This is a genomic window from Microcoleus sp. w1-18aA5 (assembly GCF_036701705.1).
In the GTDB taxonomy this organism is placed as follows: domain Bacteria; phylum Cyanobacteriota; class Cyanobacteriia; order Cyanobacteriales; family Microcoleaceae; genus Microcoleus.
Map to the genome: position 1 here is coordinate 33,568 of NZ_JAUPTE010000043.1, position 19,803 is coordinate 53,370.

Genomic DNA, 19,803 nt, shown 5'->3' on the forward strand with positions numbered 1-19,803 from the left:
CTTATTCTTTAGTCTCAACCGAGAGGGACGGAAGTTTGTGTAGGATGGGTTTTAACCGCCGAGTCATATCGGGTTTTTCAACTTTTGTCGGGCGGGTTGTCAGCGCCCCAAAAATGCAATTGAGATGGCTGAAAGCTTATAAATATTTTTGCCACTTGTCAATAAGCTTAATCATTGTTTTCTCGCCTAACCCTTTACCTTTCATGCGTTCCAACACATTTTCAAAAGATGCAAACTGCTGCAAACCTCGCTCTTTGATGATTTGTTCTATTGTTTGAGCTTTTATGCCAGCATTTTTCAAATTTGTAGCCAATTTAAATTTATCTTGAGTGTTGAGTGCTTCCAACAGCGGAACAGGTTTGGGAATCCGACTTTCAACATCTTTAACCCTCTCTATCAACGCCTGTTTTTCCCGCGTATACTCGGCTTTTAATTCATTAATTCTGTTTTCCAATCTATTTTCAATATTTGTCAGTCGCTGTTCAAAGCTGGAGGAATGTTGAGGCACCTCACTTACAAATTTATTGTCAGTGCTTGCGGTTTTTCTGAGAATTTCAAGTTGTTCGAGGAGAAGTTCTTCATTTTCTTCTTCCAGGATGAATGCTCCGATTGTCTCCCCTTTTTGAGGTTCTATTTCCTTTGCTCTCGCCGCCGCATAGTATTCAAAGTCTCCGTCTACTATTTCGTAAGCATCCATACCGTTTCGGCGGACAATTATCGGATTAATCAATCCTCCTGACTCTAAAATCAGTCGCGCTAATTTGTCCAAATCAGACTCTGCAAAATTGGAACGGGGAACTGCGGATGTAATTTTTTTAACTGCAACCAGTGACGGAGATAATTTTTTCATTAGTTTTTACCTATTTTTTCCAAAACTTCTATTGCTAGCATTTCAAATTCTTGGGATGCGATGGAATCAGGCTTAAAGTCTAGCACTGAAATCGGATCGGCGATTTCCATATTTCCCACGATTTGAAATTGTTCTGCACACTTTGCTAAATCGTCTCTCTCGTAAATTACGCTGTCCATGATTTCAAAGCCGTAGCGTTTGGGAATTGCCTCCCTCCGCTTGGGCAAACTGTACTGTACAAATTTAGCATTAGTTGAGATTTTGCAAGCAAGTACGCCTAAAACTTCTAGAGGTTTCTTGCTAATTTGTTTTTTGAATCCGTTGACTTTTTTAATAAAATCCTTGACATTAATCAGTCCTTGATTTGCAAAAGGTTTTAAGTCCGAAGGAATAATTAAATAATCCGCCGCAATTAGGGCAACTCTAGCATAAAAATTCAACGAGGGTGGCGTATCGATCAGTACAATATCATAGTTTTCCTGTACTTCTGCTAGTTTCTGAATTAAAATCATTCGGCTGTAATCTAGTTGATTGAGCTCCGTTTCATATTGCATTAAATCGATGTGGGAAGGAACTACATCAATTTCGGGATGGCAAAAATTAGACTTGCGAGCTACTTGTGCAATCGAGAAAAAGTCTTCTGATTGCAAAACTTGAAGAATATTATTATCTTTCAAATCGTCTTGTTCTTCATCCTCAAATTTAACTAAACCTGTGGCAAAGGTTGTATTGGCTTGACTGTCTAAGTCTATTACCAAGACTCTTTTACCTTTCTTGCTCAGCGCAGCAGCTAAATTGACGACAGTTGTAGTTTTGCCAACGCCACCTTTGTTATGGTAAACTGCAATGATTTTCATACTATTTTGCCTTTTTTGGGGAACGGTTACATCGGATTTAACTTGAGGCTTAACTGGATATTTTTCAGGTATTTGTTCCGGTTCAGAGATTTGACTTGTCTCAGGTTCTTCGGTGGCGGGATTGTTGGGCTGTACTGGGACTTCGCTAATTAACTCAGGACTAACTAAGTTAATTTTACTATCTTCCAGTTCGAGATTATCGGGATTTTTTATAAATTTTAAACGATCTCTGCCAATTAAAGCGATAATTTCATCAATTCTCTTTTCAAGGTCTTTTCCAGCACACTTAAAGACTAGCTGAATATCATCGGCAACTCTTTGGTAAATTCTAATTTCTTTACCGTTAGTTATGAGACCATAGCGGATGCTCAAACTTGTTAAATAGCGAGTGAGTTTTCGCAGGTGGCGGTCTAAATTTTCCTTCGGATGTTTAGCCTCCATAACTACACTCATCGGTGAGTCTGCATCGACTACTATGGGGATAACTTGGGTGGCAAATGAGAGGAAGTCGAGACGGATATTCCCAAATGCTATTTCTTGGTGCCAAGTGTCGGGCGTATAGCCTAGTTTTGGTAGCAGATAGCTGACAATGAGTTTGCTTTCTACTTCACTTTCGTTGCGACAGTTATTGGGATTGAAAGTCATTCGATTTTAGATTTTAGATTTTAGATTTTAGATTTTAGATTGGGAATGACTGATTTAATAATGGTACGGATTGTGATATTGACAGTAGGGTACGCATTCCTCAATACGGTTCAGTTAAGCTCGATCCCCCCTAGCCCCCCTTAAAAAGGGGGGGACAAGAACTTACTCAAAGTCCCCCAACAATCAGGGGGATTTAGGGGGATCTCCTAGGAATAAATAGTTTTAACTGAACCGTATTGACGCATTCCTCCCCTTACAAACGCTACGGATTGTAATATCGAAAAACCCGGTTGTGTTTGACAAACCGGGTTTTTCTGGCATTTATCGCGTTTAAAACTTACTTTGTTTTAGCGTTAAATTCCTGCAATGTTTGATAGCCACCAGCGGGATTGTACAAGTGACAGTTGTCGGCAATCCGCTTCATTAAAGACCAAGAAAATTTTGTTTCGTAGAGATGATCTTGCCAATTTTCCTTTAAGCTGCTGTGGGCGAGGCGCAAGTTGTACCAGGGAATAGCAGTCGAAAGGTGGTGGGGAACGTGGACGTTAATGTCGTGGCACAGAAACTCTACCCAGCGGGGATAATCGCAGTGAACTGTTCCCGACAGTTGCGCTTGGGCTTCGTTCCATTCTTCGGGTTCTTTAAATGAAATATCTGGTGCTGTGTGGTGGACGATCGTAAAAGTGCTCATCCAGAAATGGTAAACCAGCCAGGGCATCAACCAAAATTTGACAAATCCCCAAATGCCTGTGGTTGCAATTAAAATCGGGAATCCGATCGCAGCACCGATTAAAACGACAAAAACTGAAAACCGCACTTGTTCTTGTTTCTGTTGACCTTTGAACCGCCACCACATAAAGTGTACTTTGGCCCAGTGGGCGATCGAGCCGATCCACCACATTGGACCAAATATTAAACTATAAGCTATTTGTAAAGCCTTGGGCGCAGCAGCGTAGTCTGCTGCTGTCATCGGGTGCCAAGCATTATCCTCGCCAAGTTTATTGGTGTGCTTGTGGTGGTAATTGTGCCCGTGCCGCCATGCGTGAAACGGAAAAATTAACGGCAAAAATGCGAGATGTCCGACTAAATCGTTTACCCAGCGGCGGTTAGCAAATGACCGATGACCGCAGTCGTGACCGATCACAAAAAAACCGGTTAATCCGGTGCCTGTGAAAATCCACATTAGGGGTAGTAGAAACCAAGGAGAGACTGCTATGCCCCAGTAACCGACAGCAACTAAAAGAACGTTGACAATTACTTTTGTCCAAGCTTTGCGGGGGTTTTTGACGAATACTTCCCGCGGCAGGGTTTTGAGAATATCTTTGAGGCGCAGGTTGGAAGTGTCACTTGCGGATGTCAAATTTAGTGGTTTTTCGATCGATGCTGTCATAAACTGATTTCGATTCTCCGTATGCCATGAGGATGGCTTAACAAATTAGCGCAATAAAAAAGCGCCGTAAAATGTCAGCTCGTTGCCAGCAAGCAGCAGACGAGTTGAGCTGTAGGCAAGCGCGTTTTAGCAAAAGCTAGCGATCGCTATCCGCAGTTAGGAATTTCTAGCACTTTCGGCAAAAAACACTGCGGGTAGCAAAACCTTTGTTTTTATAACACAGGGGCAGGACAATTAGCATTAGCGACTGTTGTCTGCTAATTGCTGTTGCTGCCCGCAATGGGGTCGATCTCCCGCAAGCCAGCGATCGAGCGTTGCTGTTTGAGGCTTTGCACTTCCAGCAGCAAGGATTCGATTTCTGCTTGCAAGTGCAGGAACTTGACTTGCTGATCTGCTTGGTAGGGGCACTTCACCAAATCTACTTTGCGGGCAAAAGTGGTCGATAGGGTAGAAGAACTAGCCATTTCGGGGTTGCTCGCGGTGACTTGAGGCCGAGAAAGAGTGGATGAATTATTTGACATTAGTAATTGAGTAGACATATCTACACATTCACACCATTAAGTTACTTTAACCTGAACCGATCGTATTAAACATCAAATTAACCGATCGAGCTAAAATTAGTGTAAATTCTTTGGCCATTGCCTAAAACCATTGACATCGTGACCCTGATTCTACCTGCTACTGACTCTGTTGCTAACTCCGCTGCTAACTCCGCTGCCCGCGCAGCCGAGCCGAAACGCTACGGCTGGCCCGGCTTGATCGAAGCTTATCGCCCCTACCTGCCGGTGACGGAAACCACGCCGGTAGTAACCCTCCAAGAAGGCAATACTCCCCTGATTCCAGCACCTGCGATCGCATCTCTCATCGGTCGAGACGTGCGCGTCCTGGTCAAATACGACGGCCTCAACCCCACTGGTAGTTTCAAAGACCGGGGGATGACAATGGCGATTTCCAAGGCAAAGGAAGCTGGTGCCGAGGCAGTAATTTGCGCCAGTACCGGCAATACTTCGGCCGCCGCCGCCGCCTACGCCAGACGCGGGGGGATGCGAGCTTTCGTGTTGATTCCCGAAGGTTACGTGGCTTTGGGCAAGCTGGCGCAAGCTTTGCTTTACGGTGCGGAAGTCATTTCGATTGGCGGAAATTTCGATCGAGCTTTAGAAATTGTCCGCGAAATGGCTGTTAACTACCCCGTGACATTGGTCAACTCCGTCAATCCTTACCGCTTGGAAGGTCAGAAAACCGGAGCTTTTGAAGTGGTGGACGCTTTGGGCGATGCGCCCGACTGGCTGTGCATTCCGGTGGGAAATGCGGGAAACATCACAGCATACTGGATGGGCTTTTGTCAATACCACCAAGCCAAAAAATGTTCGCGCTTGCCGCAGATGATGGGATTTCAAGCAGCCGGAGCTGCGCCGTTGGTAACGGGCTCACCGGTATCGCACCCAGAAACCCTGGCGACAGCAATTCGGATCGGCAACCCCGCTAGCTGGAAACAGGCGATCGCAGCTTCCGAAGCCAGCCGCGGCAGTTTTGCCGCAGTCACCGACGCCGAAATTCTCGACGCTTACCGTTTGTTAGCATCACAGGAAGGAATTTTCTGCGAACCAGCAAGTGCAGCTTCTGTGGCCGGTTTGCTGAAGGTAAAAGACCAAGTTCCGACTGGGGCGACGGTGGTTTGCGTGCTAACTGGTAACGGTTTGAAAGACCCGGATACCGCCATTAATCACAGCAACAATCAATTTAAAAGTGGCATTGCTCCGACTTTGGATGCAGTAGCTGGGGCGATGGGATTTTAATAAGTTAGTTGGCAGTTTTCGGTAATGTTCTTTGTATCCTCTGGGGTTTTTTAAGTCGGATATAACTGGTTCCCAGGCTCTGCCTGGGAACGAGAATGGGCAGATTCTAAGGACGAGGAACCGAAAATTTACTAACCAATCCCCGCAGTCAGAAACGATTTCGGATTGATACCGATTAAAGAAGATAAAACGCAAGATAGATTTTACGGCTTTTGATTCGATCGCAGTTTATAATTATGTTTAATTTATTGCATTGAATGATAATCATGAATAATTATGATCCTGTCGCCAAAGGGATTATGCAGGGAAATCTAGGTGGTTTACAAGAAGAGCAAGGTGAATTTGAGACGGCAAAACAGTCTTACTTTGATGCGATCGCTGCCTTCGATGCTGCTTTACTTATTCAACCGGATGATACCAGGGCTCTCAAATGCAAAGCTAGTGCGCTGATGAGTCTGGGTGATGTGCAAGAAAAATTATCTGAGAGACAGGAATCACTCAAGAATTGGCAAGAGGCACTGAAAACATACAATCGATTTTTGGGGATGGAACCTCATAAAGAGCGCATTCGCTATATTCGCGATGGGCTGCAAAAACGTCTCGATAATTTGGATGAAGATACTGCCAGCAGTTAGCTCGATCTAAATAGGTAAAGATGCGGTATTCAGCAGATCGATATACTTTAACCATTCTACGATGACCAAACCTACTGCAACCCTGTTAATTGCCTGTCCCGATCGCAAAGGACTCGTCGCCTTACTTGCCAATTTTATCGCGTCCCACAACGGCAATATCATCCACGCAGATCACCATACGGATTTTACCGCCGGATTATTTCTGAGCCGACTCGAATGGCAATTAGATGATTTTGACTTAACCACCGAACAAATAACACCTGCTTTTAGTGAAATTGCTAAGGACTTACAAGCCAATTGGCAATTGCATTTCTCTCATAAAAATCGACGCATCGCAATCTGGGTAAGCCGTCAAGATCACTGTTTATTAGACTTGATTTGGCGACAGCGAGCGCAAGAAATCAGAGGTGAAATTCCGCTGATTATCAGCAACCATGAAAATTTAAAGCCCATTGCCGCACAATACGGTATCGACTTTGAGTATATTCCCATTACTAAAGATAATAAAGCTATTCAAGAAGCACAACAGTTAGAAATTCTTAATAAGTATAAGATTAATTTAGTAGTTTTGGCTAAATATATGCAAATCTTGAGTCAAGACTTTATCAGAAAATTTCCCAATGTGATTAATATTCACCATTCATTTTTACCCGCGTTTGTGGGTGCAAATCCCTACGAAAGGGCTTATGAAAGAGGGGTAAAAATTATCGGTGCAACAGCCCACTATGTTACACCAGATTTAGATGCTGGCCCGATTATCGAACAAGATGTTGTGCGCGTCAGTCACCGCGATGAAGTGTCTGATTTGGTTCGCAAAGGTAAAGATTTAGAAAGGGTTGTGTTAGCAAGAGCGGTGCGATATCATTTACAAAATCGTGTTTTAGTTTATGGCAATCGAACAGTGGTTTTTGCTTGAAAGTTATGCCTGATATCAATCCTGGTTTGTTACTCATTTAATCCCTCGGCGAGTGAGATCAATTCCGGTTGCACGAGCCAAGTGCAGCGACTCCCAAAGTTTGCTCAGCTTGACATTTGGCATGACTGGTGATGCTGTTAAGATTTTCTGTTGCCGTCTTGTTGCGATCGCCCTTGCGTCAGTTTTCGCACAGAGTTACTAATACGACGAGGTTTCGGAACTTTACCTTTGTCTACTGGCCATCCTTCACGTTGCTGGGAGTGATCGCCATCGGTTTCTTCGGTTTGATCGTACAACAAGATGTTGCGCGTGGGATAAGGCAAATCGAGGCCGTTTTCCACATATAGCTTTTTTTTAATAGCACAAATTACCTTGTCGCGCGATCGCAGATCGTCAATTCGGCGCGGCGGAGCAATCCACCACCGAACGCGGATATTGACCGTACTTTCTCCTAGATCCATCGCCAGTACATCGGGTGCAGGAGCTTTCAAAACCTCCTTCAGGCTGTGCAATGCTTCCAGGATTAACTGCTTAGCCTGGTCAATATCGTCGCCGTAACCAATACTAATATCGTATTCCATGCGGCGTTTATCGAAAGCAGTATTCACAGTCACCGTATTCGTAAACAATTCGGCATTAGGAATGACAATCCGCCGACCATCATAGGTTTGGATTGTTGTAGCGCGCGTCTCAATATTTTCTACCGTTCCCTCAAAGTTTTTAAACACAATTTGGTCATCGATTCGGAACGGTTCCGTCAACAGAATTAGGATACCTGCTAAGAAGTTTTGCAATATCTCGCGAAAGGCAAAACCAATTGCCACCCCGCTAATTCCCAGCAGTTGCACCAAATCGCCAGCTTTCAATGTGGGAATTATAATCGAAAGAGAAATAAATAGACCAACTAGAACGATCAGACTCTGAGCTAACCGTCCTAACACCAGCCCCAAATTTCGAGCTTGGTGGTGCTTGCGGGTAACTCGCCTGACCACTCTCTTAATTTGCCGACCCACAAAATAAAAAATTGCAAAGACAATTAACGCCAGCACAATATTAGGCAGCACGATCAGAAAGCCGTCGATCATGCTCTGAATCTTTTTCCAGACTAGGGATATCTCTGCCCTCATGAAGTTTCCTCGCGCATCAATCGTTGTCGATAGTAGTAAAATTTAGCTCGATTAAGTTCTATCTAAAGACTGTAGGTGAGTACGACGCGAGGAAGATTTTTTGGCAGTCCTCAAAATTTTGAATGCGGATTATAGGTTGGGATATAGTACAGTTACATCAATTAGTAGATTATCCGTAGATGCGGAATAATAAAAAAGCTGATAGATTAATGCAGCCTAATTGCAGTTAAGGCAAAAACAACGCATTGCTGACTAAATCCCACCTGCTAAGGAGACTGGCCATGCCGAAAATTCCTGAATTTGTAACTCCTAATTCCCAAAGGGCGGTAGATCGAGTAACTGATTTTTAGAAGGTGGAAGTTGGGCGGAATTTTTGCCTGGGGCGGAAGTTTGGCGGATTTCCAGAGCAGTTTCGCCAGGATTTGCAGTGCGAGTAGGTACTATTTCTAAAGAATATACTGTCTCCGTTTTTGCAGGGGCAGGATTTTGGGCTTTCGTGAGCAAGTCAACAGCATCTCCGAGGGCGCTAGTTAAATTTTTGCTAGTTTCGGCGTGACGGGCTTCTTCTTGTTTGAGGGCTTGAGTGAGTTGTTTAACTTGTTCGATCGCCCGATCGCGCTCTTGAAGAACTTCTGCTAACTTAGCTTTAAGTTCGCCTACTGTTTGCAGTTGTTCGACTTCCTGCTGGCGAGCAACTCCAGCATCGTCGCCTTCGGGTGCAATGGGGGAAAAATTTTGTAATTGCTCTATTTGTGCTTCCAGAGAAGCGATGCTTTGCTGAGTTAATTTAGCATCATTCCGCCGCTGCTCAGCTTCAGTATTGTAGAGTTGGCGCCACTGAGCAGCACTTTCACCTGCCTCATCGCGATCGCGCGAAACTTCTGTTAACTGCTGTTGCAGCCGCTTGATTTCATCTAACCACTGTCTGACATCCTGAGCCATAATATTGATTTTAGAGTTTAGATTTTAGATTTTAGATTTTAGATTTTAGATTGGGAATTGGGAATTGGCAATTGCGAGTTGATAATGGCTTAACTAATTAACGACTTGTGTACCTCATCTTTCGCCCCCTTGCCTGTGCGCTATGAACATTTTTTACTGGTTGCGCTACCTGATTTTAGCTTTGTTTAAGGCATTTTTGAGGCTGCTTCGAGCTCTCAAACGGAAATTTGGGGGTTTTTGGCTGTTTTGTAGGTGTTTGACTTGGGGCACACTCAAGGAAGTCGCCGCGAAGGCAGGAGAACAGCGCTTACCGGGGCTATCTGCGGAAATGGCCTACAATTCTATGCTGGCGCTGTTTCCGGGGCTGTTGGCTATCTTATCTGCGATCGCCCTCTTTGAACCTTTGCAGTCAACACTGTATCAAATCGCCCGTCTTTTGGGCGAAATTATACCCGATGACGTGCGGAAGTTGATTGGCGGCTTAATCAAAGAAATTCTGTTAACTCGCAGTAAAGGGCTGTTTTCGGTGAGCTTTCTTGGGGCGATTTGGGCATTTTCTGGAGTAATGAGCGCGGCGATGGCTGCACTCGATCGCATTCATGACATCCCCAGCGATCGAACTCGACCATTTTGGAAAGCAAAACTTATTTCTCTGGCGCTGAGTATCGGCACAATTATACTATTGATTCTGGCATCGGGAGTAGTCTTTGTCAGCGACTTAATTGTACAAGCTATTGCCCGCCAAAGTTGCCTGCTGGAGTCCGTCGCCAATTGCGATTTAAAAGATGTCCAAAATTGCTTGCTCCTCACCGACAATTGCCCTTTGGAGTCGCAACTGTTAGGTGTTTGGCGGCTGTGGCGGTGGCCGATTTCTTTGGGAATTGTATCACTCGCTTTTGCCTTTATTTACCGCTACGGGCCTAGCCGCCGTCAACCAGATATTCCTATTTTGTCGGGAGCTGTTTTTGCTGCTATTTTGTGGGCGCTATTTTCAGCTTTATTTCGGTTTTATGTTTTGCACTTGGGCAATTACAGTTGGACTTACGGCACGATCGGAACTTTTATTGTGTTGCTGCTGTGGCTCGATCTGTCTTCTTTGGTGATGCTGATCGGCGCTCAGTTCAATGTGACAGTGGGAAAGGCAATGAAACAATCAAAATTAAAATAATTTGTTAAGTTTTAATTGTTAATTCTTATTTGGTATTTGCCGGATGCTGGTTTACCGACGAAGTAAAGTGCTGAGAATACCCGCCACAAAAGACAGTAAAATCAGTATCCAAATGACACCACCGGGAATGAATGTCAATATCCCAACACCTCTGAGAATCCAAACTAGGAGGGTGAGGGTCAGGATAGTCAAAAAGATGCGGGTAGATAGTCGCATTTGAAATCTAGGAGAATTAGTCATGTTGAATGTTAAAGTTTTGTCTGGATCAATGATAGCTGCTTTGCTGGCGATCGGCAGTTACCTCACCTTAATTTCGGTTCCGGGTTCCGCTGTTGCGCCTGGGGGTGCAAATAAGTTGGGGGAAACGGCAAATGCTGCTCAAAAAACACCTGCTGCAAGTTTAACAATTTCCGATCGCACAATTGGAGCGGCGAAGGTGGGGATGACTTTCGGACAATTGAAAAAGGCTCTGGGTTCCACGGCGCAGTTTAAGGTAGAGTCTCCTTTTATGGTAGACTTTGATTCTGTGGCAGTTAGTCGATCGGGAAAAGTGCAATATCGGATTATCTACGCTGCGGGGACAAAGCTGAAAGATACCGATGTCATTGAACTTTTAATGACTGAGAATTCTAATTATAAAACAGTTCAGGGCGTGGGGCCGGGAATGACTTTGAAACAAGCTGAGGCCATTTACGGCAAGGCTACTTTATCTTATAACGTGGATAATGAAATGAGAGAAGGGGTTGTATTTGCCAAGCAACCCACTAGAAACATTATGTTTGTTCCCAAGGCTGATGGGAAACAATTTGGGGGGGTTTACGGGGCTGGTAAAGGGGGATTTTATCAGACTAATAAGTATCACCCGAATGCTGTAATTAAGTCTGTGATGGTGCGGAAGTAGCCTTCACATCATTCCCAGAAACCGGGTTTCTTCCGAGATATCTCGCCACCCTACCTAAATCATCCGAGAAACCCGGTTTCTTAGCCTAAAATTAAGGATTACCTGTAGTTACTTCCAAATACTCTTGATTGTCAAGATAAATTTTAATATTCTGCAGTATTTGACGTAGATATTCTATGACTTCCTCCTTAATCTCTAAAAGATCCTCAATAGTCTTACCTTGCCCCACTTCCTTAAAAGACTTATCTCCGTGGGCTAAGTCGTTCCTTTTGTCTTTAATATCTACAAGGTTTTCCCCGTTCTTTGTCTTAGCAAAGTCTGTTTGATATGAAAAACCGTATTTTTCGGCTATTTCTTTAATTAACCTAGCATCCACATTCCCTGAAAATAGTTTTTTGCCGTCAAATGTAGCTATGATGATGTCTGTAGATATTTGATTAATTTCTAAATGAATTTTCTCAGGAGAACGGTTTTTAAGATTTTGAAGAACAATCATTTTGATTTTTGGTTTGAGTTGATCGAAGGAGATTGCTTGATTTTTTAACTCATCAAATATGGCTACAATGGCATTTCGCATAGTGGATTCAACTAAGTTATACAATAACAACAAGCCATTGGCTTTTAGAGTTTTTGCCAACTCAGGATTAAGACTTTGTATTTGATATTGTCCAGCACTATCGGCGACAGCTAACTTAGTGGTTTGTTTGATTAAGTTCTCTAAAAATATGAAGTAATCATCTACCTCTTGGGCGCGTGTATTGAAATCTAAGAGTACAGTATTCATTTTTGGCCTAGCAGTCGATCGCGGACATATTCAATGCGTGAAGCTACTTTCTTTTTAGAACTGCTAGCATCAGATTTTGTGTAATTCTTAAAATCTTGTGAATTGAGCAATTCTGTTGACTTTGGCTCAAGATTGCTGGTTTCTCTCAAAGCAAAAGCAACACCGACAGCCAAAGACTCGAATTTAATCCGAGTTGTTGTTCTTGCGCCATTTTTACCTTGGCGAAATCCTTGAGGAAAATATTTTTCTACAAAATTTAGCATTGACTCGAATTCTGCCCGCATTTTTTCGCGATCGAATTTCGGATCTGCATTTACTTGCTTCAGATACTCATCAAGGAATATGTTTATCTTACTATTAAACTTCTCATAGTTATTTAAAAATGCAAAAAAACGCAACACAAATTCTTGCGGTTCGCGTCTGCGAATAGCAGACTCAGAAAAAGCGCATAATTTGCGGAACTTGTCATGTTTCGATAGTTCCTCAATCAGTTCGAGAAACTGGCCGGGCTGTATGCCTCTGCGCTTTTCCATCTCGTTTAGCTCGACGCTACCTGTATTAATGCGTTCAAATAAATCTCTTCGCACTTCCTCATTTGCACTTTCAGTTAGTTGAATCATCCGAAGTGTAGTGCGGTTGAAGCGCCTCTGACGGGCTAGGGACAAATCAGCAAACTTAAATCCATTTAAACTCTGTATTTTCTTTAAATCTGTCAATGTTAATTCGTTATTGATAAATCTAGTTAGAGTCCGAATGCGTTGTGTACCATCTATTATTTCTAAACGGGCTTCATCGTTTTCGTCCTCATGGATGTCAGCAACAAAAATATAAGGTATTGGCAGACCCAAAATTATAGACTCAATAAACTTTGACTGCCTTGCGTCATCCCAAGCCATTTCACGTTGGTAGTCGGGGATGAACAACTCATTGGTATCATCATCCTTTCCTTCCATATATTTTTGAACGAGTATTTCGACTGGATACTCTTTGGTATCGTAATTAACTAGCTGCTGCTTGTCGCGGATTTCGGCTTCCGCAGCATCAACCTTTTTGTGTTGCTCGGTAATTTCTAGTTTCGATCGCATATTCTTAAATAATAATCGGATATTGTCGAGTGAATAGACTTATCGGTACTATGATTTTACCATGAAAATTTGGGACTTACTTCGTAAAAGCGATCGCACTTATCAAAAAAAGTACGATCGCACATCTTTAGTTAACCGAAGTTGCCGCGAAAATTACCCTTTATAACGCGCTGGTGACGGAATTGGAAGGGCGGCAGGTCGCGGATAAACGGTGACTTTCCCCACTGGAATCGAACACAACCTCAAACTTAACGTGGGGTATAGTTTGTCGCAAAAACTGAAAATGCCCGTCTGCATCTGAACGACTGCGGAAGCGGGCAACAATAATCCATTGCTGAGTCGGTAACAGACGGGCGATCGCCCAACAACACAAGCGGTCTTTATAAGTCATAATTGAATACACTCCATTGATATTTTTGGAGCCAGAGCCAGCCCGGAACCTTGGACAGTAAGGGGCTGGCTTCTGACGTTTTAAGGCCTGAGCCTTATATACACTAATAGCATAATTTGATGCCATTGACATCAAATGACACAAAAATATATCAAATGGTGTTGGAGTGTAAAATTGAAGACAATTGAAGTAAAACCATGCCAGCCCATGCCTTCACGAATGCGAGTCACAGTTACCCTGCCAGAAGACGTTCATCAAGCCTTGTCCGAATGGGCTGAAGAAGAAGATAGAACCCTTGCAAACCTGCTATCCCATGTGGCAGCTAAAGCAGTCAGAGAGCGCCAAGAGCAGAAAAAGGAAGAATCAGAAAGCGATCGCCCTTAAGCGATGACCACGGCGTAAGATGGAGTTTGTTGAAATGTTTTGCAGTACAACGAATGGCTTCACGGGGACGAGTTACCGCATATTTGCCAGAAGAGATTCAAAAAGCTCTCGAAGAATGGGCAGAAGAAGACAGCAGATCCGTTAGCAGTTTGGCAACGTACCTGCTGACGAAATCTGTTCGAGAACGCCAAGAACAGAAAAAAGATAAATCAGAAAGCGATCGCCCTTAAGAACGATCGCCCGCAATCCCATCCGCGTCCATCCGCGTCCATCCGCCTACATCTGCGGTAAAAAAAAAGAACCACCGCCTCAAAAAAATAAGGTGGGCCGCAGCCCACCCTACTCAAATTATTTCGCAGTCACCAATTGTGCCGGCAGCCGCTTAAACGCCAACCTTTCATTCTCGATATCCACAAAAATGGTATCGCCGTCAGCAAAATCTCCCCGCAAAATACCCTTCGCCATTTGCGTTTCCAACTCGCGTTGAATTCCCCGCTTCAGAGGGCGCGCACCGTAAACCGGATCGTAACCAATTTCTGCTAAGAAATCGATCGCAGATTCCGACAATTTCAGAGACATTTTGCGATCGGCTAACCGTTTTTCCAAGCGCTTAACTTGCAACAGCACAATCTGCCGCAGTTCGGCCTTACTCAAACCGTGGAAGATAATCATCTCATCAATCCGGTTCAAGAATTCTGGGCGGAAAGTTCCCCGCATCGCTTCCATCACCCGACTCCGCATTTGTTCGTTATCTCCCGCCACATCTAAGATGTATTGAGAGCCGACATTCGATGTCATAATAATCACAGAATTCTTAAAGTCTACTGTGTGACCTTGAGCATCGGTAACGCGGCCGTCATCCAGAATTTGCAGCATGATGTTGAATACATCCGGGTGCGCTTTCTCGATTTCATCGAATAGAATCACGGAGTAAGGGCGGCGGCGCACAGCCTCAGTTAATTGTCCACCTTCATCGTAGCCAACGTATCCCGGAGGCGCACCAATTAACCGCGAAACCGCGTGTTTCTCCATGTATTCCGACATATCAATTCGCACGATCGCTTCTTCCGTGTCGAACAGATAAGCCGCTAATGCTTTGGCTAACTCGGTTTTGCCAACACCCGTGGGGCCGAGGAAGATAAAACTCGCAACCGGACGATTTGGATCTGCTAAACCTGCGCGCGATCGTTGAATTGCATCTGCAACCGCCGTCACTGCTTCATCCTGTCCAATTACCCGCTTGTGCAGTTCATCTTCCAAGTGCAGAAGTTTCTGCATTTCCGATTCAACCAACTTGCTAATCGGAATTCCCGTCCACTTGGAAATAATCTCCGCAATGTCACCTTCCGTGACTTCTTCCCGCAGCAAAGTTTTACCTGTGGTTTGAGTTGCTGAAAGTTGAGATTCAGCTTCTTGCAGTTGTTTTTGTAATTCCGTTAACTTGCTATATTTCAACTCAGCAGCACGGTTCAGGTCATATTTTAATTCAGCTTGCTGAATTTCAATATTCACCTTATCAATCTGTTCTTTAATCTTTTGAATGCTGCCGATGACACCTTTTTCCGATTGCCACTGGGCATTCAAAGCGCTTTGCTGTTCCTTGAGGTTGGCTAAGTCTTTTTCCAGTCTTTCCAAGCGTTCGATCGAAGCCGCATTGCTTTCTTTTTGCAGCGACAGTCTTTCCATTTCTAGCTGCAAAATCCGGCGATCGATTTCATCTAGTTCTTCCGGCTTGGAGGTAATCTCCATTTTGAGTTTAGCTGCTGCTTCGTCCACTAAATCAATGGCTTTGTCTGGCAGGAAGCGATCGCTAATATATCGAGTAGACAAAGTAGCGGCCGCCACTAGGGCGCTGTCGGAAATTTTAACGCCGTGGTGAACTTCGTAGCGTTCTTTCAAGCCCCGCAAAATCGAGACAGTATCTTCAACTGTTGGTTGGTCAACATAAACTTGTTGAAAACGACGTTCTAGTGCCGCATCTTTTTCGAGATACTTGCGGTATTCGTCGAGAGTGGTAGCGCCGATACAGCGCAATTCTCCCCTCGCTAACATGGGTTTAAGTAAGTTGCCGGCATCCATCGATCCTTGAGTTGCACCGGCCCCGACAACGGTGTGAATTTCATCGATAAATAAGATGACTTTGCCGTTGCTGTCCATCACTTCTTTGAGCACCGCTTTCAAGCGTTCTTCAAATTCTCCCCGGAATTTTGCACCAGCAATTAACGCGCCCATATCTAGGCTAATTAATTGTCTGTCTTTGAGAGATTGCGGCACATCTCCGGTGATAATTCGCTGGGCTAGTCCTTCGGCGATCGCAGTTTTGCCGACTCCCGGTTCCCCAATCAATACCGGGTTATTCTTGGTACGACGGCTCAAAATTTGAATCGTGCGACGGATTTCGTCATCCCGTCCGATTACCGGATCGAGTTTGCCTTGACGCGCAGCTTCAGTCAAATCTCGGCCGTATTTTTCCAGCGCTTCGTATTTGCCTTCTGGATTTTGATCGGTCACTTTGTTCTTCCCTCGGACTTGGGTAATGATATCTTTGAGCTTGGCTTCATCTAGTTTAAATTCTTGTAGTAAATTTTTGCCAAAGCGATCGTCCTTAACGTAACCTAGTATCAAATGCTCGATCGAAATAAATTCATCGCCGTAGTCTTTGCGATAAGTTTCGGCGCGATCGAGCAAAGTGTCGAGAGAACGACCTAGATAAACGTTGCCGCCGCTTCCAGTGATTTTGGGCTGACGACTGATAAACTCATCAGTGCGATCGCGCAATTTTGCTACAGAAACTCCCGCTTTGTTAAACAAGCTGCTAGCAAGTCCCGATTCTTGTTCCAGCAAAGCTTTCATCAAGTGTTCGCTTTCTAGCTGCTGCTGCTGGGCTGCTTTGACGATTTCGGGGGTGCGGGCGAGGGCTTCCCAGGCTTTTTCGGTAAATTGGTTTGGATTATTCGGTTGCATAAATTTTAATTCCCTGCATTAAAAATGATGATTGCTGTAGAGGCAATTGCTTAATTCCCCGTACAATTGTCATTGTAGGCAGTTGCGGAGGGGGGGGCGGATCGGTGTTCCCCTATCTTGAGATAGGTATTTCCGTCCTGTGTAGCAGTCTCTCGCAAGGAAAAGCAAACTGTCGCCCCTAAAAGTTGGACTCTTGGATAAGAGCAACTCTCACATTAAAAATGCTTTCTAGTGCCACTTGAAAAAACGGCACCTTCTTAAACAGTCTCCTGCTGCGGAAAATGGAGAAACACTCATGTAAATAGGAGAGAGGACTTGAGAAGCGCCACAGTCCTATAGCTAAACCCAAAGCGTTATTGTTTTACTCATCAATAACAGCCGCTATAACTCTCACACATGGAAAATATAGCTATGAAAATTTTACCTTTAATTTCGTTAGGTATTATAGCAAGTGCCGCGATCGCACTAGCCCCTGAAGCTTTGGCAAGTACCTGGCGTGCCGCACACCGGATGTCGGGTTTTTCCGCCGACAGCAATTACTACTTGTATCTAGAAAGTTCCAGAGATACAGGAGCGGGAATTCCCAAAGCAAAATTGCAAATTGTCCAAGTTGCTGCAAATTCCTGCATCAAAAATGGGTGTATCCAAACTAAATATGGCGAGCCAGACTCCAATAAAAGCACTAAAATTGCCGAAGATGACTTGCTGAAAAAAAGTTGGAATAGCAGGCAAAGTTTGAAGTTAACTCCTCCTCAAGCTGGAACTAAACTGAACATTATTTCTCGTACTCCCGGAGCCAATGGAAGCGAGACAGTTGCCGTCCAAGTCAATAGAGCAAAGCCTTTACAGATTCGCCTGGAACAGCGGCAAAAAAATGCTTCTGCTGGCAAAGAAAGCGCGGCCATGCGTCTTGTAATTAATCATAACGGTCGGCAGCGTGTCCTCGGAACGCTGAACAATTTTCAAGATTGGGTGTTCTCTTATTCAATCCGAGAAGTTCGTTTGTCTCCGAACGGGCGCAATGTAGTTGTGCTGGTGGACAAGACAGAACGCACTTTTGAAGGAGTCTTGAAAACTACTGTTGTACAAGGCTTTGTTCTTTAGACTTGCTATATTCCCAGGTTTTGACCTGGGAATTATAAAAACTTACGCAGAACCCCGATATGTAAGGTGCACACCGCGCAGCTACAGATAGAGTCTGTGCGTCAGTCCGGGTCGGGTTGTTAATTATTCTTTATTGTGATAATTGATATCAAATCCGGGTTTCCTCGTCGGGCGTAAAGTCGAATCAAGCTGCGAACAAATAATTCGCGCAATTTTCATTTTTTTGACTCACAGTCAACAGTCAACAATATTTCAAAAACTGTTCGATTACACGCTCCAACGACGGTAAAAGGGGCGGCGGAGGCTCGCACAAGACAGATTGACGGGGTTGTTGCGGATCACAGAGACTGTTTCTCGATCGGCACAAACCATTTTTGGGCTTCTCATAAAAATTGATTTTTGCTCAATTCGCTGTTCCTTTCTTGTAAAGAAAGTGGTAAAAGTAGGTTACAAAACTGCAAGAACTGTGCCTATTAATGCCAAGGATTGTTCGCCAATTTTAATTAGGTTCACTGAGTAAAAGTGATTTCACAAATGACCACTTTACTATCTCTAGACCGAGATGAAATCTTCAGAACCGATGAGATTGGGAGCAACACCTATCAAAGAAGCTAAAACTTCACCGCTGCTGGCTACTGTAATTAAGGTGCCGTCAGTTCCCGGCGAAATTGATAGCTGTCCGAAGGTCAAGCCATTGATTAATTGCACGGTATCTTGAGAATTGGCGAAATCAACGATCGTATCCACTCCCAACCCGGCACCTAAAACAAAGACATCGTTGCCCCCGCCGCCGACTAGAATATCGTTTCCCAAACCGCCATTGAGAGTGTCAAAACCTTTGCCACCATTCAGGATATCGCTGCCGTCGCCCCCGACAAGGATATCGTTGCCCCGCAAACCGGTGAGTACGTCATTCCCTTCCAAACCGTTGATGATGTCGTTGCCGCTGGTGCCAAACAGGATGTCGTTGCCGGGAGTGCCGTTGATGTTGCTATCAAGAGGGTTATTGCCTGGAGTGTTGGCGGTGTCAGAAACAAAGACATCGCGGGTATTGTTAGTATCTCCCGGCACGAGGTTGGAAGCCTCTGAATCAAACGCTACTCTCCGCCCATCTGCAGAGATGGAGGGGCTGAGGGAGGAATTGTTCGCCTGATTGCCTGCTGAGTCAACAGAGACACGGGTGGTGGTATTTGTCAACAAGTCCCGCACGAAGATGTCGAACCGATTGTTAGTATCCCCCGGCACGAGGTTGGAGGCATCTGAATGAAATGCCACAAACCGCCCGTCGGCTGAGATGGAGGGGCTGAGGGAGTAATTGTTCGCCTGATTGCCTGCTGAGTCAACAGAGACACGGGTGGTGGTATTGGCTAGCGTGTCGCGCACAAATATGTCCATGTTATTACCAGTGTCCCCCGGCACAAGGTCTGCGGCCGAAGAGTAAAATGCCACCAACCGCCCGTCGGCTGAGAGGGATGGCTCAAAGGAGCCGCTGGGCTCGAAGGAGTTGTACCCTCTCTTCGTTTGATTGCCTGCTGAGTCAACTGAGACGCGAGTGGTGGTATTCGTCAACAAGTCCCGCACGAAGATGTCCTCGCTATTGTTAGTGTCCCCCGGTACGAGGTTTGTGGCCTCAGATGCAAATGCCACAAACCGCCCATTGGCTGAAATGGAGGGATCGCGGGAATACTTGTTCCCCTGATTACCTGCTGAGTCTACAGAGACGCGAGTGGTGGTATTCGTCAACAAGTCCCGCACGAAGATGTCGCCACTATCGTTAGTCTCCCCAAGTAAGCTGTTGTGCATTTAAAACGCATAGTGGTATAATATAACATAATGATATTCAGACAAAGTGAATGCCTGCTAA

At 44.7% G+C, this 19,803-nt stretch carries 20 protein-coding genes; 8 read left to right on the forward strand and 12 right to left on the reverse strand.

Translation table 11 applies throughout. The features are described 5' to 3' along the window. Positions 1-136 precede the first annotated feature (136 nt). From Q5691_RS16800 to Q5691_RS16815, 4 genes are all read right to left on the reverse strand, one after another. The gene (locus Q5691_RS16800) at positions 137-850 is read right to left on the reverse strand and encodes a ParB N-terminal domain-containing protein (RefSeq protein ID WP_333212738.1); all 714 of its coding nucleotides are present in this window, start codon (positions 848-850) and stop codon (positions 137-139) included. Next, entirely contained in the window at positions 850-2,352 is a 1,503-nt protein-coding gene (locus tag Q5691_RS16805; protein ID WP_333345746.1) for an AAA family ATPase, read from the reverse strand. Before Q5691_RS16805 ends, Q5691_RS16800 begins: the two co-directional genes overlap by 1 nt. A gap of 337 nt (positions 2,353-2,689) precedes the next feature. After that, on the reverse strand, positions 2,690-3,742 hold the full coding sequence (locus tag Q5691_RS16810; RefSeq protein ID WP_333212735.1) for a fatty acid desaturase: 1,053 nt from the start codon (positions 3,740-3,742) through the stop codon (positions 2,690-2,692). Positions 3,743-3,999: 257 nt separating this feature from the next. Continuing rightward, the gene (locus Q5691_RS16815) at positions 4,000-4,281 is read right to left on the reverse strand and encodes a hypothetical protein (RefSeq protein WP_333212733.1); all 282 of its coding nucleotides are present in this window, start codon (positions 4,279-4,281) and stop codon (positions 4,000-4,002) included. 120 nt (positions 4,282-4,401) lie between these two features. On the opposite strand from Q5691_RS16815, the gene thrC reads away from it, so the two are divergent. From thrC to purU, 3 genes are all read left to right on the forward strand, one after another. Next, positions 4,402-5,538 carry a threonine synthase gene (thrC, locus tag Q5691_RS16820; RefSeq protein WP_445304851.1) on the forward strand — a complete coding sequence of 379 codons (1,137 nt, stop codon included), beginning with the start codon at positions 4,402-4,404 and terminating at the stop codon, positions 5,536-5,538. A 266-nt stretch (positions 5,539-5,804) separates the two neighbouring features. Then, entirely contained in the window at positions 5,805-6,173 is a 369-nt protein-coding gene (locus Q5691_RS16825; protein WP_333212732.1) for a hypothetical protein, read from the forward strand. Between the two features lie 61 nt (positions 6,174-6,234). Beyond that, complete coding sequence (gene purU / locus Q5691_RS16830) at positions 6,235-7,089, forward strand: formyltetrahydrofolate deformylase (protein ID WP_333345749.1); 855 nt, start codon at positions 6,235-6,237, stop codon at positions 7,087-7,089. Positions 7,090-7,226: 137 nt separating this feature from the next. On the opposite strand, the gene Q5691_RS16835 is transcribed toward purU, so the two are convergent. Together Q5691_RS16835 and Q5691_RS16840 are read right to left on the reverse strand one after the other, a co-directional pair. After that, positions 7,227-8,216 (reverse strand): mechanosensitive ion channel family protein, encoded by a 990-nt coding sequence (locus Q5691_RS16835; protein WP_333309407.1) that lies wholly within the window; start codon positions 8,214-8,216, stop codon positions 7,227-7,229. Positions 8,217-8,525: 309 nt separating this feature from the next. Then, positions 8,526-9,158, reverse strand: coding sequence for a hypothetical protein (locus Q5691_RS16840; protein ID WP_333345751.1), 633 nt, complete (start codon positions 9,156-9,158; stop codon positions 8,526-8,528). Positions 9,159-9,300: 142 nt separating this feature from the next. Here Q5691_RS16840 and Q5691_RS16845 point away from each other — a divergent pair, with 142 nt between their 5' ends. Next, on the forward strand, positions 9,301-10,326 hold the full coding sequence (locus tag Q5691_RS16845; protein WP_333345754.1) for a YihY/virulence factor BrkB family protein: 1,026 nt from the start codon (positions 9,301-9,303) through the stop codon (positions 10,324-10,326). 51 nt (positions 10,327-10,377) lie between these two features. Here Q5691_RS16845 and Q5691_RS16850 read toward each other — a convergent pair whose 3' ends face one another. Continuing rightward, entirely contained in the window at positions 10,378-10,566 is a 189-nt protein-coding gene (locus tag Q5691_RS16850; RefSeq protein ID WP_333233820.1) for a hypothetical protein, read from the reverse strand. Here Q5691_RS16850 and Q5691_RS16855 point away from each other — a divergent pair. Beyond that, on the forward strand, positions 10,565-11,227 hold the full coding sequence (locus tag Q5691_RS16855; RefSeq protein WP_333233821.1) for a hypothetical protein: 663 nt from the start codon (positions 10,565-10,567) through the stop codon (positions 11,225-11,227). The two genes, Q5691_RS16850 and Q5691_RS16855, sit on opposite strands and share 2 nt — an antisense overlap. A gap of 91 nt (positions 11,228-11,318) precedes the next feature. On the opposite strand, the gene Q5691_RS16860 is transcribed toward Q5691_RS16855, so the two are convergent. The 3 genes from Q5691_RS16860 to Q5691_RS16870 all read right to left on the reverse strand — a co-directional run bounded on the left by Q5691_RS16860 (position 11,319) and on the right by Q5691_RS16870 (position 13,487). Next, complete coding sequence (locus Q5691_RS16860; RefSeq protein WP_333233822.1) at positions 11,319-12,011, reverse strand: MAE_28990/MAE_18760 family HEPN-like nuclease; 693 nt, start codon at positions 12,009-12,011, stop codon at positions 11,319-11,321. Then, the gene (locus Q5691_RS16865; RefSeq protein WP_333233823.1) at positions 12,008-13,096 is read right to left on the reverse strand and encodes a DUF262 domain-containing protein; all 1,089 of its coding nucleotides are present in this window, start codon (positions 13,094-13,096) and stop codon (positions 12,008-12,010) included. The genes Q5691_RS16860 and Q5691_RS16865 overlap by 4 nt, the downstream gene beginning before the upstream one ends. A gap of 160 nt (positions 13,097-13,256) precedes the next feature. Beyond that, complete coding sequence (locus tag Q5691_RS16870; protein WP_333345757.1) at positions 13,257-13,487, reverse strand: hypothetical protein; 231 nt, start codon at positions 13,485-13,487, stop codon at positions 13,257-13,259. 207 nt (positions 13,488-13,694) lie between these two features. On the opposite strand from Q5691_RS16870, the gene Q5691_RS16875 reads away from it, so the two are divergent. Beyond that, positions 13,695-13,871: a ribbon-helix-helix domain-containing protein gene (locus Q5691_RS16875; protein ID WP_333029546.1), complete on the forward strand. Its 177-nt coding sequence runs from the start codon at positions 13,695-13,697 to the stop codon at positions 13,869-13,871. Positions 13,872-13,924: 53 nt separating this feature from the next. After that, positions 13,925-14,101, forward strand: coding sequence for a ribbon-helix-helix domain-containing protein (locus Q5691_RS16880; RefSeq protein ID WP_096829277.1), 177 nt, complete (start codon positions 13,925-13,927; stop codon positions 14,099-14,101). Positions 14,102-14,219: 118 nt separating this feature from the next. Here the strand turns inward: Q5691_RS16880 and clpB are convergent, their stop codons facing one another. Next, positions 14,220-16,835, reverse strand: coding sequence for an ATP-dependent chaperone ClpB (gene clpB / locus Q5691_RS16885; protein ID WP_333309415.1), 2,616 nt, complete (start codon positions 16,833-16,835; stop codon positions 14,220-14,222). A 411-nt stretch (positions 16,836-17,246) separates the two neighbouring features. Between clpB and Q5691_RS16890 the strand changes: the two genes are divergently transcribed. Continuing rightward, the gene (locus Q5691_RS16890; protein WP_333345760.1) at positions 17,247-17,939 is read left to right on the forward strand and encodes a DUF2259 domain-containing protein; all 693 of its coding nucleotides are present in this window, start codon (positions 17,247-17,249) and stop codon (positions 17,937-17,939) included. Positions 17,940-18,491: 552 nt separating this feature from the next. Here the strand turns inward: Q5691_RS16890 and Q5691_RS16895 are convergent. Further along, complete coding sequence (locus Q5691_RS16895; RefSeq protein ID WP_333345763.1) at positions 18,492-19,742, reverse strand: calcium-binding protein; 1,251 nt, start codon at positions 19,740-19,742, stop codon at positions 18,492-18,494. Between the last annotated feature and the right edge of the window lie 61 nt (positions 19,743-19,803).

Bases quoted from the DNA above. Each gene is read 5' to 3' on its own strand.
- Q5691_RS16845 (WP_333345754.1), top strand. From the start codon at position 9,301: ATGAACATTTTTTACTGGTTGCGCTACCTGATTTTAGCTTTGTTTAAG.
- purU (WP_333345749.1), top strand. From the start codon at position 6,235: ATGACCAAACCTACTGCAACCCTGTTAATTGCCTGTCCCGATCGCAAA.
- Q5691_RS16805 (WP_333345746.1), bottom strand. From the start codon at position 2,352: ATGACTTTCAATCCCAATAACTGTCGCAACGAAAGTGAAGTAGAAAGC.
- clpB (WP_333309415.1), bottom strand. From the start codon at position 16,835: ATGCAACCGAATAATCCAAACCAATTTACCGAAAAAGCCTGGGAAGCC.
- Q5691_RS16880 (WP_096829277.1), top strand. From the start codon at position 13,925: ATGGCTTCACGGGGACGAGTTACCGCATATTTGCCAGAAGAGATTCAA.
- Q5691_RS16810 (WP_333212735.1), bottom strand. From the start codon at position 3,742: ATGACAGCATCGATCGAAAAACCACTAAATTTGACATCCGCAAGTGAC.
- Q5691_RS16840 (WP_333345751.1), bottom strand. From the start codon at position 9,158: ATGGCTCAGGATGTCAGACAGTGGTTAGATGAAATCAAGCGGCTGCAA.
- Q5691_RS16800 (WP_333212738.1), bottom strand. From the start codon at position 850: ATGAAAAAATTATCTCCGTCACTGGTTGCAGTTAAAAAAATTACATCC.
- Q5691_RS16870 (WP_333345757.1), bottom strand. From the start codon at position 13,487: ATGACTTATAAAGACCGCTTGTGTTGTTGGGCGATCGCCCGTCTGTTA.
- Q5691_RS16835 (WP_333309407.1), bottom strand. From the start codon at position 8,216: ATGAGGGCAGAGATATCCCTAGTCTGGAAAAAGATTCAGAGCATGATC.
- Q5691_RS16875 (WP_333029546.1), top strand. From the start codon at position 13,695: ATGCCTTCACGAATGCGAGTCACAGTTACCCTGCCAGAAGACGTTCAT.
- Q5691_RS16855 (WP_333233821.1), top strand. From the start codon at position 10,565: ATGTTGAATGTTAAAGTTTTGTCTGGATCAATGATAGCTGCTTTGCTG.
- Q5691_RS16825 (WP_333212732.1), top strand. From the start codon at position 5,805: ATGAATAATTATGATCCTGTCGCCAAAGGGATTATGCAGGGAAATCTA.
- Q5691_RS16815 (WP_333212733.1), bottom strand. From the start codon at position 4,281: ATGTCTACTCAATTACTAATGTCAAATAATTCATCCACTCTTTCTCGG.
- Q5691_RS16860 (WP_333233822.1), bottom strand. From the start codon at position 12,011: ATGAATACTGTACTCTTAGATTTCAATACACGCGCCCAAGAGGTAGAT.
- Q5691_RS16890 (WP_333345760.1), top strand. From the start codon at position 17,247: ATGAAAATTTTACCTTTAATTTCGTTAGGTATTATAGCAAGTGCCGCG.
- Q5691_RS16895 (WP_333345763.1), bottom strand. From the start codon at position 19,742: ATGCACAACAGCTTACTTGGGGAGACTAACGATAGTGGCGACATCTTC.
- Q5691_RS16850 (WP_333233820.1), bottom strand. From the start codon at position 10,566: ATGACTAATTCTCCTAGATTTCAAATGCGACTATCTACCCGCATCTTT.
- Q5691_RS16865 (WP_333233823.1), bottom strand. From the start codon at position 13,096: ATGCGATCGAAACTAGAAATTACCGAGCAACACAAAAAGGTTGATGCT.